Here is a 15,633-nt window from a genome sequence, read left to right on the forward strand (position 1 = left end):
ACAACGCGGTCTGTTCGACTTGCCGATGCCCCATCATGATCTTCAGTCCTGCCAATTAGACAGACTGAATCACTGATATCTCTGCGTCGCAACAGCTGCTTTTTTCAACAGAATCGGCCGGTCTCAGAACAGAGTGACGTGCGCGGCAGAGCCGGGGCACGGTCAAGGCAACGGTTCGATCCTGCAACGACACAAGCTTTGTGGTCAGAACCACGATCTGATCCGCCATCCGCTTGAAATCGGCGTGCTGCGCACCGATCCAGTCAGGTCCATTGGTCGCAAGTATCGCCATACTGAATTTGAGATCAGCCATCACCGCGAAGCCGTCCGGATAGCTTACCAGGATCTTCAGAACGGTGACCTGGAAATTCACACCCCATACCTTTTGCGAATGGAGTCACATGGTTGGCGCCTCGGTGAGAGCCTCACGTCCGATTTCCTTGAGGCGTTCGTGCGACGTCTCGCCTCGAGCAGCGACCTCCAACATCTTTGAGTCGACGTGAGCGCGCGCTCCCGCATCATGATTGGAAATATGTTCGCAGACTTCATCAAGGACGGTACGAGAAGTGCTGTGGTTGCAGGATCAAGCATAGGCCCCCCCAATAGAAACCCTATCCTCGCGAAATCGCTGTACGAGCGAGCGATGCCTGGCGTTAAGATCGCTTGCTGCGGATCTGCAATAGATAGAGCCGAGCAGCGCTGCCGAACTATACTGCCGCATAATGACTTCGCTCTGACGTTGAAAATGTAAGAGCAATCTTACTTCAGTCAATGAAATGTACTCGTTTTTCTTTCTGATAAAGTGCAATGTTTCCTTCGCAAACATAGTCGTTGATGCAATTTCTTTTTGGATGCGTAACGCCGATTGTCGCGATAACGGGGGGAACGGCCCACGATGCTCACGTCTTATGGTTCTAACCGCCTGAAGCACGATCTTCGCCTCCGAGCTGAGCTAACGATTGACTAATACAAATTCATGACGAAAGCATGGGCTGCCTGTCGATGATCAATGCGATCGCGACGTCCGCATTTAGCGAGAGATGTCGCCGTCGCGCCTTGAATCGGTCGCTGTGAGTTGAAATGCGAGGATTTCTGCGGGACCCGACTTTTGATTGCGCACCGTGACTCACACTAAAGTCATCGCCTAACCCGTGGGCGGCACATCGGCGGCACCGCAAAGCCTGGCTGTCGGAGGCAGCAAGCAATCGCGCTTTCATTGCGCCTTACTGGCGAGCATCACCTAAGGAAGAGCCTGCCAACGGCATGGCCGGCTGGTTTTTGCGAGCACCGGCATCGCCGATCAAAACTAGGCCGCGCCCGCGCGGGCAAGATCCCACCACTAAATGGTTCGCTTCCATTCCCGCAGATAAGATGGCTTTATCGTGTTGTGCGGAGAGCCCAATGGTTGAGAACGGACGGGCGGCAGCATACGCAGAATGCCTCACACCTTCAAAGCCCCAGAGCAGCGACCGCTTGGAACACACCTTGCTGAGGCGAGATGATGTTGTCCTGGTGCGCAAGGCTAGGCCGCTCGAATCCCGCTGAGGACGTGATCGAGCTGATGCTTTAGCCGAGAGCTATCGTCAGACAATTGCTCAGTTGATTTGAGCGCCTGCACCGACGCTGCTCCCGTTTCGCTTGCCAGGTTCGTGACGGCCCGCGCTTGAGGCCACCTGGACAGTCGCGGCAGCTTCCTGCAAGTTGAGCGCGACACTCTGCCCGGTCGCCTTCCGATTCTCAATTGAAGCGACGGCAGCCATGGCGATCTCGCAGCTGCGAGAGATGATGACGCTGACCTACTATTCTCCCGGCTTCGCTCGTTGCTGCCTGGACGGCGCCAATCTTATCGCCAATCTCTACAGTTGCTTGGGCGGTTTGCGAGGCAAGGCACTTGACTTCCTGGCTACAATGGCGAAGCCTCCGCCCACATCACCCGCGCGCGCGGCTTCAATTGTCGCGTTCAACGCTAGCGGATTGGTCTACCGCGCGATCATGGCAATCAATTGGACCACACTCCTAATCCGCTCCTCCGCGGCTGCGGGCCCCGCCGTTCACTGAGTTCCGCGTTTCGGACGGCTTGGTGTGCCATGCTGGATGCCCTTCCAGCGAGCCGACTTCCGCAATCGTCGCCGTCATTTTGCCTGTCGCGAACCGCGACACGTTGAACATTCGCGGAGGCCTCTTCCAAAGCGGCGGCCACCTCGACGTAGAGCTTCTGGCTTTGATCTGCCGAACAGGTGAGAGTTCGCGCGGACGCTTCGAGCTGCGGGGAGGCGGAAAAGAACGTTTCAAGCACCGGCCCAACTGCCTCCTTGAATTCGGCTATAAGGCGAAAACTGTCGGCCCGGCGCTGATCGGCAGCCGCTCGATCCCGTTCGGTTATTGCATTGAGATCGGCCCGCCCCTCCTCACTCGCTCGCAGCTTGAACTTCTCAATCGCTTCAGCCATGTCCCCAAGCTGCGCATCTCGACGATGCCGATGCTGATCACATTCGGCGGAAGTCCATCTGGATAATTGCGCTAGCAACCATGATCATGGGGCTGCTCGCCTTGCTATCTGGCCAGCGCATTGCCAAGACCGTCGCGTCAGCCAGGAACTCCGCTTTGTAGGCGCGGATGAGCGTCAGGATTGACGAGGTCACCTCAGGAGGAAGGTTGGCTTGCCCGACGTCCGTCTCAAGTTCCGCCTCACAGTCCACGAGCTGGTCGCCATCTTTGTCCTCGCCGCGCGCGGGTCTCCTCGTGTAGATCAGTCACGAACTCCTCGACACGGCTTAGTCCGCGAGCTGGCGTTCATTGTTCTCCGCATGCGTTTTTACAAACGCTTCACTGGGCTTGCGCACGAATTCGCGCGCAATTTGCCCGGACTCCAGGAACGTTTGTGACAGCGCCGTGACGTGACGTTTGAATTCGTTACTCCCATTCAACTCTCGTTGCGCCCCGCTAGCGTAGAGCATGGCGACAGCGCAGATTGCGCCTGTGACAATAACCCCTGAAATCCCGAGCAGCGCCAGCTGCTCGCGCAGTCCGATACGGCAGCCGCGAAGCGGTGAAGGTGTCCAGCGAATTCCGATCGAGACTTTGCGCATTTTGCTCTCAAGTCAGTTTGTTTTGCTACGCACCTGCCCCAAAGCACACAGCGATCATGCTGGATCGCGAGCCGGATGTTTCTCTGCCGCTCGTGACGAGGCGCTGACTAATTGGGATTGATTTCCAAAACCTGAAGCCAGCTCGATCAAACGTACGCGCGAATGCACAGATCAATGTTCAGGGTACCGCCGATGAGCAGCCCGCGAACTCGAATATTTTTGTGAAGACGGCTCCAAATAGAAGTTGCTGCAAGCTGACCGCCATTTTCGCACAAAAGCTGCAAGTTATCCGAGCCAACGCCGCCAATCCTCCCAACGAAACGAGTATGCGATGTCTGCTTGCAGGATTTGACGACTTTTCGTGCAAGGTGGGGGTTGCCAGCGAGTTCATCCACTCACTGCGCTTCTTTCAGTGCCCTTCGGGGCGTTTCCTCCCTGACTCGGTCGCGCGGTATCTCGCGCGGCCTTTTTTCGCCATCGATGGTATTACCAGATCGCTCGGATTCGACAGCCCAAGGAGTAACGCGATGACCTCGACCGCCGCTGCAAAAGCCAAGCCAGCCTCGTCGAGCCTGCGCGAGCGTCTCAAGGACCCGGCGCTTCTGCGGGAGGCCTGCTACATCGATGGCGCATGGGTCGGCACGCCGTCACGAGCGGTGACAAATCCCGTGAATGGCGTCGAGCTGGCAAAAGTCCCTGTCATGAGCACGGCTGAGACGACGCAGGCGGTCGAAGCCGCCAGACGAGCGTTTCCGGCTTGGGCCAAGCTGACGGCCAAGCAGCGCTCCAACATCTTGCGTAAATGGTTTGAGCTGATCGCCGCCAGCCGAGAGGACCTGGCGCTGATCCTCACCTCCGAGCAGGGCAAGCCGCTGACGGAGGCGCTCGGCGAGGTCGATATCGGCGGTGCCTATGTCGAGTTTTTCGCTGAGGAAGCTCGCCGCGTCTATGGCGAGACGATCCCGACCCAGCGGCCCGACGCGCGCCTGCTCGCGATCAAGCAGCCGATCGGCGTCTGTGGCGCCATCGCGCCATGGAATTTCCCGTGCTCCATGATCACCCGCAAGGTGTCGCCCGCGCTCGCCGCGGGTTGCACCGTGGTGCTCAAGCCCGCGAATGAAACGCCGCTCTCGGCCTTGGCGCTCGCGGCACTGGCTGAAAAGGCCGGCGTGCCGAAAGGCGTCTTCAACATCCTCACCGGCAACTCGTCAGCGATCGGCAAGGTGCTGTGCGAGCATCCGGCGGTGCGCTTCGTCGGCTTCACCGGATCGACCGAGGTAGGCAAGATCCTGTATCAGCAGGCCGCCGTCGGCGTGAAGAAGCTCGGGCTCGAACTCGGCGGCAACGCGCCTTTCGTGGTGTTCGACGACGCCGATGTCGATGCGGCAGTCGAGGGCGCGATCATCTCGAAATATCGCAATATGGGTCAGACCTGCGTCTGCACCAACCGCCTCTATGGGCAAGATAAGATCTACGACGAATTCGTCGAGAAACTGGCCAAGAAGGTGGCGGCGATGAAGATCGGCGACGGCACCGAAGCTGGGGTCGTGCAGGGGCCGCTGATCAACATGGAAGCGATCGACAAGGTCGAGAAGCATATCGCGGACGCGGTCGAGGGCGGCGCGACGATCGTCACCGGCGGCAAGCGTCACGCGCTCGGCGGCAGCTTCTTCGAGCCGACCGTGCTCGCCAATGTCAGGTCCGATGCGCTCGTCGCGTACGAAGAGACCTTCGGCCCGCTTGCGCCGGTGTTCCGCTTCAAGGACGAGGCGGATGTGATCGCCATGTGCAACGACTCGCCCTTCGGCCTCGCTTCCTATTTCTATTCCCGCGACATCGGTCGCGTGTGGCGTGTGGCAGAGGCCCTGGAATCCGGCATGGTTGGCGTCAACACCGGCCTGATCACGACCGAGGTCGCGCCGTTCGGAGGTATCAAGGAAAGCGGGCTGGGCCGCGAAGGCTCCCGTCACGGCATGGAAGAATATGTCGAGGTCAAATACGTGATGATGGCAGGGCTTTGACGCCAGGTATTTAGCCGCGCTCGAGCCCGACCTCGCGATGTCCACGTTTGGGTTTCCGCCACACCATGGTGTCATTTCTCATATCGGCCTCCTGCGGATCTAATACCAGGAAGCTAAGGCTACGTCGTTTTTGGTAGGCGCCGCTTTGTCGACCATGCCATGCCAGCGATGATCCGGGCGTGCCTTCTTACGAAATTTCTCTCCCTCTCTTGGTGGCATAAACTTCGTTGGACCAAATCATCTTGAACGAGTGCGGATGTCATGCCGGCAGCAGCAATATGATATTTGCGATCAGCCAAGTTGACGGACATAGGCTGCCACGCAAAGGACCGCCCTACTCCTCAAAGGGCTTTCAGGAGGCTTGAGGTCGGCCCAATCGAGCAGGTCGAGGTACGCTAGCTGATCCCCGGCAGCCAAATGTTGTTTTGCGATCGCTAGCAGCCGGGCTAAGTCTTGCCGGCGCGCGCGCCATTCCTGCTTGAAACTGGTCCGCCGCAGCGAACAGACCGCGGCTGATGGCGAGCGCCCGCTGACGTTCTTGCTGCCCGAGATGGCAATTGCGGGGACTCAGTGCTAGGCCATCGGCCCGCCCCCCACGGTTACGGTGATGATCTCTATCGATAGATCAAGATCAGCCGTCATGCGACGCAGGACCACGCATTGCTGGAAGTCCTTGTTCCGAAAGAATGCGACATCAGGGCTGAACTATATTGAACAGTTTGCACACCACGGTTGCAACACCTCGAAAGTATCTCGGACTGAAAGCCTCCGCAGAGCGGCTTTGCGAGTTTGCCAGGCTCAACAAAGGTTTCAAATCCAGCCGGATAGATGTCCATAAGATCGGGGTAAAGAGGATCGCTATCCCGGCACCTCGGCATAACTTTTGGTCGCGCAGGAAGCCGCGGGGAAGTGCCGAGATCCTTGTTTGTAGCGACTTGAGTGGGCGTGTACGAAAATGCTCACGAGGCCGACACCACACTGCTCCCTGCTCGCTTCGGTCAGAGCCGGACTCGTACAGACAGCCCATTGTGTGAACGAAACCGACTCGCTTGTCCGGCTTACGAATGTGACGGATTGCCTGCCGAAGTTCGGCGACTGTCCTGATGGTTACCCTCTGAAGCGCTCACTTCGCTCTCGAGGGTATCCACTGCGCGGTAGCCTCATCGCATTCATGAGACAACCGGTAGGGTTCGCCTGCGTCTGGGATGGTGAGCGCGCGCTCCGAAGAGGGGAGAGACATGGCCCTCGCCCATCGTGAGCATCCAACCTGCGGCATGCAGTTTTGTCCCGAATCGTACTGCCCCAGGACACCAGCTGCTACTGGCGAAGTTTCTGCGACTCGGCCACATCTTCAATCAGGATCTGTCGCCGGCGACTTGGGGGAGTTTGCCCCTCCAGCGCTTCCCGCTCAAGCCGCCCAATCCGAGCGTTGAGGACGAATATCGTGTTCCTCGGGAGCATCTTCAGTTTTTTCCAGCTGCGACTAACTTGCGCCATGTACCTACGCTCATGTTGGCCAGCCGAAGACCACGGCCAGCGCCTCGGTTGATGCGCTCCGGCTAGTCCGACGCGAAGCTGGTTCTAACGGCTTTCACCGACGCGACAATGAACCGATGAACTTCCTGCACCCGGCGCGTTTCGTGAGTATCCGGATGAGAAGTGAGCCAGTAGCTTCGTACGAAGCGCACGTCAGGAAGCAAACGCTTCAGCTCGGGATAACGACAGGCGGCATAGTCGTGCAAAATGCCAACACCGTGGCCACTTCGCACGGCTTCCATCTGGGCAACCACACTGCCGCACTCATATCTGCGCGACATCAGCGCCCCAAGCGCCGAGGCGTAATCGAGCGCCCGACTGTATGCGAAGTCCTCGACATGGGTGACGAAGAGCCGACCTGTCAGGTCGGAGCGCTTTTCAATTTGGCCTTCACGGAGCAGATAACTTTCGGCCGCATAAACGCTGAGCGTATAATTGGTCAGCTTGGACAGGATTAGTCGTCCCTGCTTCGGCCTGTCGAGAGTGATCGCAATATCGGCCTCTCGCCCCGACAACGAAAAGGTGCGCGGAAGGGGCACGAGCTGGATAATCAATCCCGGATGTTTGGCAGCGAGTGCGCCCAGTTGATCAGCTAGGAAATAGTTTCCTAGACCGTCGGGCGCGCCGACGCGCACGGTACCAGTGATTGCTTCAGCGGCACCGCCGATGCTGCCCCCTACTTTGAGAAATTCGCTTTCGGCGCGTTCGGCTGCTGCCACAAGGGCCTCGCCGGCCGCCGTCAATGTGCAGCCGGACGTATGGCGCTCAAGGAGCTTGACGTTGAGGCTCTTCTCCAGTGCCGTGACTTGGCGCGCAACGGTCGCATGATTCAGCCGCAAATGCTTGGCCGCTTTTAAAAATTGACCAGCACGTGCGACCTCCAGGAAGATCCGTACCCTCTCCCAGTCCATGAACGACGCTTTCTGCACAACGGAGCCGCAAATTCAGTCGTTGATGCGTAAACTCATGCACTCAATAACAGATGTGATCAAGCGTTTTGCAGAGGAGCATCGCCGTGTCCGCGACCATTCTGAACTTCATCAATGGCGAACTGGTGCAAAGCGGGAGCGGCAGGACGTCGCCGGTGTTCAATCCCGCAAATGGTCAACAATCCGGTACGCTTGGCCTTGCTTCAGCGGACGACGTGAGAGTTGCGGTTGCTGCCGCGCGGGCCGCCTTCCCGGGTTGGGCCAACACGCCGCCATTGCGGCGAGCGCGCATTCTCAACCGCTTCTTGCGCATTCTTGAAGAACGGATCGACGAACTTGCCAGTGCCATCACAGACGAACACGGCAAGGTGCTCTCGGATGCCAAGGGTGAGGTCCAGCGCGGAATGGAAGTGGTGGAGTTCGCCACCGGCGCACCGCAGCTCTTGAAGGGGGAGATCACGGAGAACGTCGGCACGCGGGTTGATAGCCATTCGCTGCGGCAGCCGCTGGGTGTTGTCGCCGGCATCACGCCGTTCAACTTTCCGGCGATGGTCCCGATGTGGATGTTCCCCGTTGCGCTCGCCTGCGGCAATACCTTCATTCTCAAACCATCCGAGCGCGATCCCTCCGCTTCTCTTATCCTGGCGAAATGGCTCGATGAAGCGGGCCTCCCCCGCGGGGTTTTCAACGTCGTGCAGGGCGACAAGGAGGCAGTTGACGCGCTTCTTACCGATCATAATGTTGCGGCCGTGAGTTTCGTCGGCTCGACCCCAATTGCGCGTTATATCTACGGAACCGCGACCCGGCACGGCAAGCGTTGCCAGGCGCTCGGCGGCGCCAAGAACCATATGATCGTCATGCCGGACGCCGACATGGATCAGGCGGTGGATGCCCTCATGGGCGCCGCCTACGGCTCAGCCGGCGAGCGCTGCATGGCGATTTCGGTTGCTGTCCCGATCGGCGAGACCACGGCCGAACGCTTGATGCAAAAGCTCGCGCCCAAGGTGCGCGCGCTAAACATTGGTCCCGGCACCGATCCCGAAGCCGAGATGGGCCCCTTGGTGACCAAACAGCATCTCGACAAAGTGCGCGCCTATATCGACGCAGGTGTGGCGGAGGGGGCGGAGCTCGTGGTCGATGGGCGGGATTTCAAGCGTAAAGGTCATGAGAACGGCTATTTCATCGGGGGCACACTGTTCGATCGCGTTACGACAGACATGAAGATCTATCGGGAAGAGATCTTCGGTCCGGTTCTAGCGGTCGCTCGCGCGAATTCCTACGATGATGCAGCCGAAATGATCAACAGACACGAATTTGGCAACGGCACAGCGATATTCACCAAGGACGGCGATGCGGCGAGGGAATTCGCGCATCAAATCCAAGTTGGTATGGTCGGCATCAATGTTCCAATTCCGGTGCCGATGGCATTCCATTCGTTCGGTGGCTGGAAGGCATCTCTGTTCGGCGACCACCACATGCATGGTCCGGAAGGCGTTCGCTTCTATACCAAACTAAAGACAATCACGACCAGGTGGCCCACCGGTATTCGGGCCGGAGCCGAATTTGTAATGCCGACAATGAGATGACTTTTGGACGACCGAGCATTTGCTCCGGACGCGCTCGAGCGCGCCGGTGCGCGGTGTGCTCATAACCTCGGCTGTGCCGTCCGGCACATGTTGTTCAATGACGTCGGACAGCGGCCTGGACCTGGCCGTCAGTTTGCGTGACTGTCGAAGCCGAACTTCGCTTTTTATTCTTGTCTTCTGCTGGCTGATTCAGCCCGATAACGGCCTTCTCCAGGTATGTGCTGGCCCAGAGTATGTCATTTGCGAGAGCAAGGCGGGCGCCCGCACCATCTCTTCCCGCTAGGCTTGCCAGGATCGATCGGTGTGGATGATCCTTTGCGGTGGTGGATGCACTGAAATCATTAAGCGTCAGAAGCGGACCGATCTGAACCCACAGGTTTTCAATCAGTCCGCAGACCACAGGCAAGTCTGACGATCGGTAGATCCTGAAATGAAATTCTTCATTGATTGCGAGCACGGTCTGCACGTCGCGCTGCCGCCTTGCGAGCATCAGCTGCTCTTGCATCTTCTCCAGCACGACGATGTCGTTCGACGAGATGTTGTTCGCGGCAGCTTCTGCGGCACGACCTTCCAATTCAATTCGAATGTCACGAATTTCCCTGAAGCGGGCGACGCTCAGGATTGGAACCATCATCGTGCGCGACTGATGGGGAATAAGGCCACGCTCGGAAGCTAGCCGCAAAAGCGCCTCCCTCACAGGTGTGACACTGACGCCGAGCTCCTCGGCCAGCGGTTTGAGAAGCAGCCTCTGGCCGGGCCGAAACCGACCAGCCATAAGTGCTTTGCGAAGCATCAAATATGCTCTTGCGTGCAAGTTATCACGTCCGACGTGTAGCCAATCGAGTGCGGTAGGCATGGGAAGTGTGGCTGAGGAAGGAGACGGCGCCGCGCGTTGAGATCCTGCCTTTCTCATTTTCTGTTCGTTCCCCGTCTCGACTGGCGACTTCTGATCGACCTGCTCTTCAAGGCAAATCCATGTATCATGGCGATAAGGAGCCACAAAGGCTGAAGGGGCCACGAGGGCCCCTTTAAGGGGTGTTTGGAGCCAGTTACCGGCTAGCTTCCGGCGGGCGGGCTCCACGGCAATGGAGCGAGCGCCTCAAACTCCGTCACCACATCGATGACTGCGGGCTTCCCGGACCGCCGCGCATCCTCGAATGCCTTAGCGAAATCACCGGGCTTCTCGACTCGCACACCGAAGCAGTCGAAATCGCGCGCGATTTGCGCAAAATCCGTGTCTCGGTAGGCAAAGATCTCCTCTTTGTTGCCCTTCCTTCCTTCGTAGGCAATGTCGATGTTTCTCCTGCCCTGCCCCAGGCAATGATTGTTGTTCACGATCGTGATCACGTTGAGGCCATACCGCCTCGCCGTCTCCAGCTCGGGAAGATGATACATGAAGCCTCCGTCGCCGGTTAGACAGACGACGGGGCGATCTGGCATGGCGCACTGAACGCCGAGTGAAGCGGGAAAGGCCCATCCCAATGAGCCGGCGGCACGCAAGTAGCCCTGAGCTGGATCGGTGAGATAGACGAGCGTCCCGCTCCAGTGCGATGCGTAGCCGGTGTCGGCCACCAGCATGGCATTTTTCGGAAGCCAGTCCGAGATCTCCCGGCATAGACGTTCCGGCCTGATCGGCGTCGCCTCAGAGGATCGCGCGACCTCCGCTTCTGCCCGCCATTCGGTGACGTAATCAGCAACCTTTCGCAACCATCCTGCCCGCGCACGGGACGGCAGTTCCGAAGCAAGGCGCTCGAGAGCCGCCTTCGGGTCACCGTGGACACCAATTGCTTCGGGGAAATTGCGACCAAGCTCCGCCGGATCGATGTCGATCTGTACAATTTGCGTCTCGGGCCGCGGCAGCTTCCAGTGGTTGGTGATCATGTCACCCGTATCGCTGCCGACGTAGATGACAAGGTCTGCATCGTGCAGGATCCTGTTTGCACAGGATCGCGAGTAGGTGCCGGCCACGCCTCCATTTTGCGGATGAAACTCCGGAAGTGCGTGCTTCGCATCAAGCGACATGACGACGGGAATTCCATGGTGCTCGACGAACGCCTTCAAGGCGCCTTCGGCGCCGGACATCATCAAGCCGGCGCCCGCGAGAATCACGGGACGCTCCGAGGCTGCGATCGCGGCCGCAGCACGGCTGATCGATTCGGCATCCGGAGAGGGACGGAAAGCCGGCACCTTCGCGAAGGTCTCTTCAGGAAAGATGCTAGCTGTGAATTCGGCGGCGCCAACGATGTCGCCTGTATAGCCGGTGATGTCGAGATGGACAGGCCGGGAGGTACCGGTCGTCGCCTCTCTAAATGCTTGGCGTAGGAGATGGGGCAATTGCGCCACCTCATCCACTCGACCTCTAAACTTCGTGACGGAAGCGTAAAGCGGCTCGTGAGGAAGCTCCTGATACGCGTTTCGGTACTGGTAGTTGGCCGCGTGGCGACCCGTCAGCGCAACAACGGGCGCGTAGGCAAACCACGACTCCTGGAGAGCCGCGGCAAGATTGGCCGCTCCCACTGACTGCGCCATGCAGACGGCAGGGCGACGCAATGCGCGCGCGTAGCCGTCTGCCATGTACGCGATTCCCTTTTCGGAGTGCCCGAGAATCCGCTTGATTCCGAGATCTTCCATCTCGGTGAGCGCCCGCCGCAGAACGGCATCCATGAAGAAGACGTGAGAGATACCCTTCGACTTGATGGTTTCTGCAATGAAGCGTCCCCCGGTCATGCGGCGGGCCGGCTCAATAGCGGGACTTGCCTTGGACAACTTTGAATTGTTCATCTTACCCCATCTCTTTGCTGGTTTAGCGCGGTAAACGGCCCGAAATTGGCATCCGACCGGAACAGGTGAGCCGTACGGCGCGAGATATCTCGCGTTGCGCGAGCTTTTTATATGATATAAAAAGTCTGTCAACGCGAGTTCGTCGCGACCGGCGAGCCCTCAGGCCGCTACCGAGCTCGCTTTGAGAGAAAGCAAAGAAGGAGAGACTATGATCCGCTATGAACTGTCGGGAAAAAGAGCGCTCGTTACCGGTGCGGCATCAGGCATCGGCCTGGCGACTCTGAAACGGCTGGCTGAGTCGGGTTGCACCGTTGCGCTGAATCACCTTCCCGACGATCCAAGGGGGCCTGAGGAGGTCAGCAAGCTCCGCGCCGATGGTTACGACGTATTCGGTGTTCCTGGCGCCATAGGTGATGGGAAAGAAGCTGAAGTCGTAAAAGCCGCAGTCGACAAGATGGGGGGGCTCGAGCTTCTCGTTAACAATGCGGGAACGCCGGGAGCGCGGAAGTCGATTTCGTCTTCCGAGCTTGACCTCATTACTGACGAGCTGTGGTCGGCGGTGTTGGACACCAACCTCATCGGTCTTTTCCGATGCACACGCGCGGCTGCACCCTCATTGCGCCAATCCAAAGGCGCGATCGTAAGCTTGGCCTCAGTGTCAGCATTGACCTCGAGAGGATCCAGTTTGGCCTATGCCGCAAGCAAGGCCGGTATCATCGCGGTCACGCGCCATCTTGCTCAAGGTCTCGCCCCAGAGATCCGGATCAACGCCGTGGCCCCGGGTGCCGTCGACAGCACCTGGCAAATCGAGTGGACGGAGGCGCAAAGGCAAAGCTCCATCGAGCGTACTCCCCTGCGGCGCAGATGCGTTCCCGACGATATCGCCGAAACAATCGTCTATCTGGGCTTTGCGGCGCCCATGATCACAGGACAGACCATCGTCATAGATGGCGGTCTGACACTTTAGCTAAGGCGCGATTCGAGCCTCAAGTTTGCGAGGTCATTGAACATCGTTTTACTGGGATCGAATCGAACATCCAACAGGTTCCGATCCTGAAAGAATAGCCTGACGTCGGTTCGCGGCACCCGACATCCCACCACGCCGTGCAGGAAAGCCGGGCCACTGACAGCAAAGTCGCGCGAACCGCGACTTTGCCTTCCCGCGACTTGGTCTGGAGAAATTCTATCTAACGCCTTCCGCCACGCAGCCACTGATGTTCGGCAGGTGAATAGAGCGGCCGAAGACCTGCTCGACGAGATCAAACGTGTCGATAGCGCGCGCATATTGATGAGCCGGGCGGCCTTGAACTGGGCGAACTGGGCAAGGCACAATTGGCTTTCCGGAAGCACCGTTACCAAACGAACAGCGCAAATGGAGGCTGCAGAATCCAACCCGAGTATAGTCATCTCGCGGTCGAAACGTCGCACCTGGATATTGCCGGCGAGGTGACGGATGACTTTCAGCACCGCATGCTTGCCGTGCCGGCTGCCGAGAAACGGAAACATGTCAATGGGCCCGTTGAGCGCCCATTCAACATGTTTGTCGAGCAGATCTTCGATTTCCGCAAAACACTGATCGTTGATTGCGCGATGCAAGGCCCGCGAGAAACGCCAATAACAATGCTCTGTCATCCGGGTACTTCCTGCAGGTCCGTCTTGGGGAGAGAAGCGGCTGCGTTGGCATTTGCGCGGACGACCTGACGACCTCAAGCGTTGGCCTGATTCTACTTCATTCGCGGCGTGTGAACTGTGCAGCAAAGCGGGCTCCGGGAATCAGCCGCTCGACGATTGACATATTGGCGCGTTGCGATTGATCCGTCTTGGAAACCGCGCTGAGACGTGAAGCGCTTACCAGCGGATCCTTACTCCGCGGTAATCCTGAAAAACGCCGCTGGTGGCCGGCGTGAGTTCGGTGATTCGCTCGATGAGACCCCGCACGCACTCTTCGGCGGAGATGTAAGCAGCCTGGCCGCTGACCATTTCCGTCTGGACCCAGCCAGGATTTAGCAAAGCAACCAAGATACCGTCTCGGGCCCAGTCGCGTGACAGCCCGCGCATGCCGTTGTTGAGCGCAGCCTTCGAGGCGCGATAGGCGTACTTGCCACCTCCAGCCGTACTGGTGGAGCCCATGATGCTCGTAATCGCCACGAGCTTCTTCTCGTTACTCTTCGTCAAATTTTCCCGAAGTGTCTGGGCAATAAGCATTGGTGCGAGCGAATTGACCCGCATCGTAGTGAGATAGCCTGGAGCCTCGATGCGATCGGCCGACAATCCGCTGATGCCTGCATTGTTGATGAGGACATCGATCGGCTGATCGCCTAGAACTGCCTTGAGAGATGCAATTGAAGCCTCGTCGGCGACGTCGAGTTGTACGGTTTGCAGGCGACCGCCAGATGATGCGATGAGCGCCCTCAGCTTATCGGCCCGGCCTGGATCACGGCAGCAGGCGAAAACGCGGGCGCCGTCGGTTGCGTACTGGCGTGCTAGCGCAAGACCGATCCCGCGATTTGCGCCCGTGATTAGAACTGATCTCATCTAAACAACGCCTCCCCTCTTTGACGGCTGCAAGCTCCACCTAGAGCTTGGGAATGGTCGAATAACGGCGAGAACGCGCCAAGTATTTACTCGTAGTACACGAAGAAGCGTGCCTCGACGCTCTTGCGAGGCTTCGCGTTAGGGTAAGCGCGGCGATTGTCAAATGCAGCGTGAGGTGATCTCGGATTATAGGCGTCTTCAGAATCGTAACCCTTGAACAGAGCGAACTCGTCTGAGGTCATTTCCGGGAAGTAATACCAGCGGTGAAGTGGGCTATAGTGAACGAGCCATGTCTTATGTCGGATGCCATAACCGCTGAATACGCTCTCCACTAGATCAGTATCCACGACAGAACTGCCATCGCAGAAAGCCAAGGGAAAATCCTGCGGTGGCTCCGAAAGAGCATGCCAGGTCTGGATGATCATCAATCGAGAATATGTCCGAATGGGGATCTCTTGCAGTTGATCTTCCCGCGCAGCCATCACGGGGCCCGCAATCGGCGCATAATCAATATGGGCAAACCCGGCTGGATATGGCCTGACCAAACCGCTGCTCTGTTGGGCTACAGAAGGAGCAGAACTTTCACCCATAGAGCGAATGACAACGGCGTCTCGCTTAGGCACGACCCATGATGCGTTGAAATAGTCCCTAATGAAGGGGACCATTTCTTGAAGATACCTGTCGCGCAAGACCTCTGGATCGCGCTCACTTGTAGCAGATACCTTCTTCTGAATGAGAGCGAATCCTTCTCTTTCCAGGGAAAGTTCGCTCGCGATCGAACGCGCCTCACGCACAGTGACGTTATAGCTCACCATCGGCTCCGCCGATGAGGGGACCACAATTTCCGGAGCTTGTTCTCCCGCCGAGCGTCGAGCAAAGGCAATTTGGCCTTGAACGGCGGGCGAATGGTCGCGATCGACTTGTGCCGCCGAAGGAACTTTCATCGCCGCTCCCTATGGTTATTCTCTCTGCTCCGAGACGGGAAAATGTATACGAGAGCGAGGTTAGAATAGCTGCGAAAAGTAGGACCAAGATGCGGAAATTCTGCGGTGCTGAGCAGAACACTCCGAAGGCCCATCGTGAAGCTCGATTTGGCCTTTTACGGTAGTGCGCTCATCGTGGTGCACCGAGGCAGGACAGTACCGGGTCCGCGCCA

The 15,633-nt window shown here is 58.3% G+C and carries 13 protein-coding genes and 1 pseudogene; 5 read left to right on the forward strand and 9 right to left on the reverse strand.

Annotated elements, in window-relative coordinates:
- Positions 1–55 precede the first annotated feature (55 nt).
- Positions 56–373, reverse strand: a complete 318-nt coding sequence (locus tag IVA87_RS14115; RefSeq protein WP_247333953.1) for a hypothetical protein — start codon at positions 371–373, stop codon at positions 56–58.
- A 1,385-nt stretch (positions 374–1,758) separates the two neighbouring features.
- On the opposite strand from IVA87_RS14115, the gene IVA87_RS35240 reads away from it, so the two are divergent.
- Entirely contained in the window at positions 1,759–2,058 is a 300-nt protein-coding gene (locus IVA87_RS35240; protein ID WP_276576809.1) for a hypothetical protein, read from the forward strand.
- 22 nt (positions 2,059–2,080) lie between these two features.
- Entirely contained in the window at positions 2,081–2,515 is a 435-nt protein-coding gene (locus IVA87_RS14130) for a hypothetical protein (protein ID WP_247333915.1), read from the forward strand.
- 259 nt (positions 2,516–2,774) lie between these two features.
- On the opposite strand, the gene IVA87_RS14135 is transcribed toward IVA87_RS14130, so the two are convergent.
- Together IVA87_RS14135 and IVA87_RS14140 are read right to left on the reverse strand one after the other, a co-directional pair.
- Positions 2,775–3,089, reverse strand: a complete 315-nt coding sequence (locus IVA87_RS14135) for a hypothetical protein (RefSeq protein ID WP_247333916.1) — start codon at positions 3,087–3,089, stop codon at positions 2,775–2,777.
- A gap of 146 nt (positions 3,090–3,235) precedes the next feature.
- Positions 3,236–3,484, reverse strand: a complete 249-nt coding sequence (locus IVA87_RS14140; RefSeq protein ID WP_247333918.1) for a hypothetical protein — start codon at positions 3,482–3,484, stop codon at positions 3,236–3,238.
- A 132-nt stretch (positions 3,485–3,616) separates the two neighbouring features.
- On the opposite strand from IVA87_RS14140, the gene IVA87_RS14145 reads away from it, so the two are divergent.
- Positions 3,617–5,110: an NAD-dependent succinate-semialdehyde dehydrogenase gene (locus IVA87_RS14145; RefSeq protein WP_247333920.1), complete on the forward strand. Its 1,494-nt coding sequence runs from the start codon at positions 3,617–3,619 to the stop codon at positions 5,108–5,110.
- A 1,559-nt stretch (positions 5,111–6,669) separates the two neighbouring features.
- On the opposite strand, the gene IVA87_RS14160 is transcribed toward IVA87_RS14145, so the two are convergent.
- Positions 6,670–7,557, reverse strand: a complete 888-nt coding sequence (locus tag IVA87_RS14160; RefSeq protein ID WP_247333922.1) for a LysR family transcriptional regulator — start codon at positions 7,555–7,557, stop codon at positions 6,670–6,672.
- 104 nt (positions 7,558–7,661) lie between these two features.
- Here IVA87_RS14160 and IVA87_RS14165 point away from each other — a divergent pair, with 104 nt between their 5' ends.
- Positions 7,662–9,161 (forward strand): CoA-acylating methylmalonate-semialdehyde dehydrogenase, encoded by a 1,500-nt coding sequence (locus IVA87_RS14165; RefSeq protein WP_247333924.1) that lies wholly within the window; start codon positions 7,662–7,664, stop codon positions 9,159–9,161.
- 94 nt (positions 9,162–9,255) lie between these two features.
- Here the strand turns inward: IVA87_RS14165 and IVA87_RS14170 are convergent, their stop codons facing one another.
- A complete protein-coding gene (locus tag IVA87_RS14170) occupies positions 9,256–10,074 on the reverse strand; it encodes a GntR family transcriptional regulator (RefSeq protein WP_346658355.1) in 819 nt (272 codons plus the stop codon).
- A gap of 143 nt (positions 10,075–10,217) precedes the next feature.
- Complete coding sequence (locus tag IVA87_RS14175; protein WP_247333927.1) at positions 10,218–11,942, reverse strand: thiamine pyrophosphate-binding protein; 1,725 nt, start codon at positions 11,940–11,942, stop codon at positions 10,218–10,220.
- Between the two features lie 208 nt (positions 11,943–12,150).
- Here IVA87_RS14175 and IVA87_RS14180 point away from each other — a divergent pair, with 208 nt between their 5' ends.
- Positions 12,151–12,909 (forward strand): SDR family oxidoreductase, encoded by a 759-nt coding sequence (locus IVA87_RS14180; protein WP_247333928.1) that lies wholly within the window; start codon positions 12,151–12,153, stop codon positions 12,907–12,909.
- A 216-nt stretch (positions 12,910–13,125) separates the two neighbouring features.
- On the opposite strand, the pseudogene IVA87_RS14185 reads toward IVA87_RS14180, so the two are convergent.
- The 3 genes and pseudogenes from IVA87_RS14185 to IVA87_RS14195 form a co-directional block, all read right to left on the reverse strand.
- Positions 13,126–13,574 (reverse strand): annotated as a pseudogene (locus IVA87_RS14185) (ketosteroid isomerase).
- A gap of 216 nt (positions 13,575–13,790) precedes the next feature.
- Positions 13,791–14,477 carry an SDR family oxidoreductase gene (locus IVA87_RS14190; protein ID WP_247333929.1) on the reverse strand — a complete coding sequence of 229 codons (687 nt, stop codon included), beginning with the start codon at positions 14,475–14,477 and terminating at the stop codon, positions 13,791–13,793.
- Positions 14,478–14,563: 86 nt separating this feature from the next.
- On the reverse strand, positions 14,564–15,421 hold the full coding sequence (locus IVA87_RS14195) for a CmcJ/NvfI family oxidoreductase (protein WP_247333930.1): 858 nt from the start codon (positions 15,419–15,421) through the stop codon (positions 14,564–14,566).
- Between the last annotated feature and the right edge of the window lie 212 nt (positions 15,422–15,633).

The sequence above is a fragment of the Bradyrhizobium sp. 147 genome (assembly GCF_023073935.1).
Taxonomy (GTDB): Bacteria; Pseudomonadota; Alphaproteobacteria; order Rhizobiales; family Xanthobacteraceae; genus Bradyrhizobium.

Excerpts from the sequence above, each read along its gene's own strand:
- IVA87_RS35240 (WP_276576809.1), top strand. The coding sequence starts at position 1,759 with ATGGCGATCTCGCAGCTGCGAGAGATGATGACGCTGACCTACTATTCT.
- IVA87_RS14135 (WP_247333916.1), bottom strand. The coding sequence starts at position 3,089 with ATGCGCAAAGTCTCGATCGGAATTCGCTGGACACCTTCACCGCTTCGC.
- IVA87_RS14180 (WP_247333928.1), top strand. The coding sequence starts at position 12,151 with ATGATCCGCTATGAACTGTCGGGAAAAAGAGCGCTCGTTACCGGTGCG.
- IVA87_RS14160 (WP_247333922.1), bottom strand. The coding sequence starts at position 7,557 with ATGGACTGGGAGAGGGTACGGATCTTCCTGGAGGTCGCACGTGCTGGT.
- IVA87_RS14190 (WP_247333929.1), bottom strand. The coding sequence starts at position 14,477 with ATGAGATCAGTTCTAATCACGGGCGCAAATCGCGGGATCGGTCTTGCG.
- IVA87_RS14175 (WP_247333927.1), bottom strand. The coding sequence starts at position 11,942 with ATGAACAATTCAAAGTTGTCCAAGGCAAGTCCCGCTATTGAGCCGGCC.
- IVA87_RS14195 (WP_247333930.1), bottom strand. The coding sequence starts at position 15,421 with ATGAAAGTTCCTTCGGCGGCACAAGTCGATCGCGACCATTCGCCCGCC.
- IVA87_RS14145 (WP_247333920.1), top strand. The coding sequence starts at position 3,617 with ATGACCTCGACCGCCGCTGCAAAAGCCAAGCCAGCCTCGTCGAGCCTG.
- IVA87_RS14170 (WP_346658355.1), bottom strand. The coding sequence starts at position 10,074 with ATGAGAAAGGCAGGATCTCAACGCGCGGCGCCGTCTCCTTCCTCAGCC.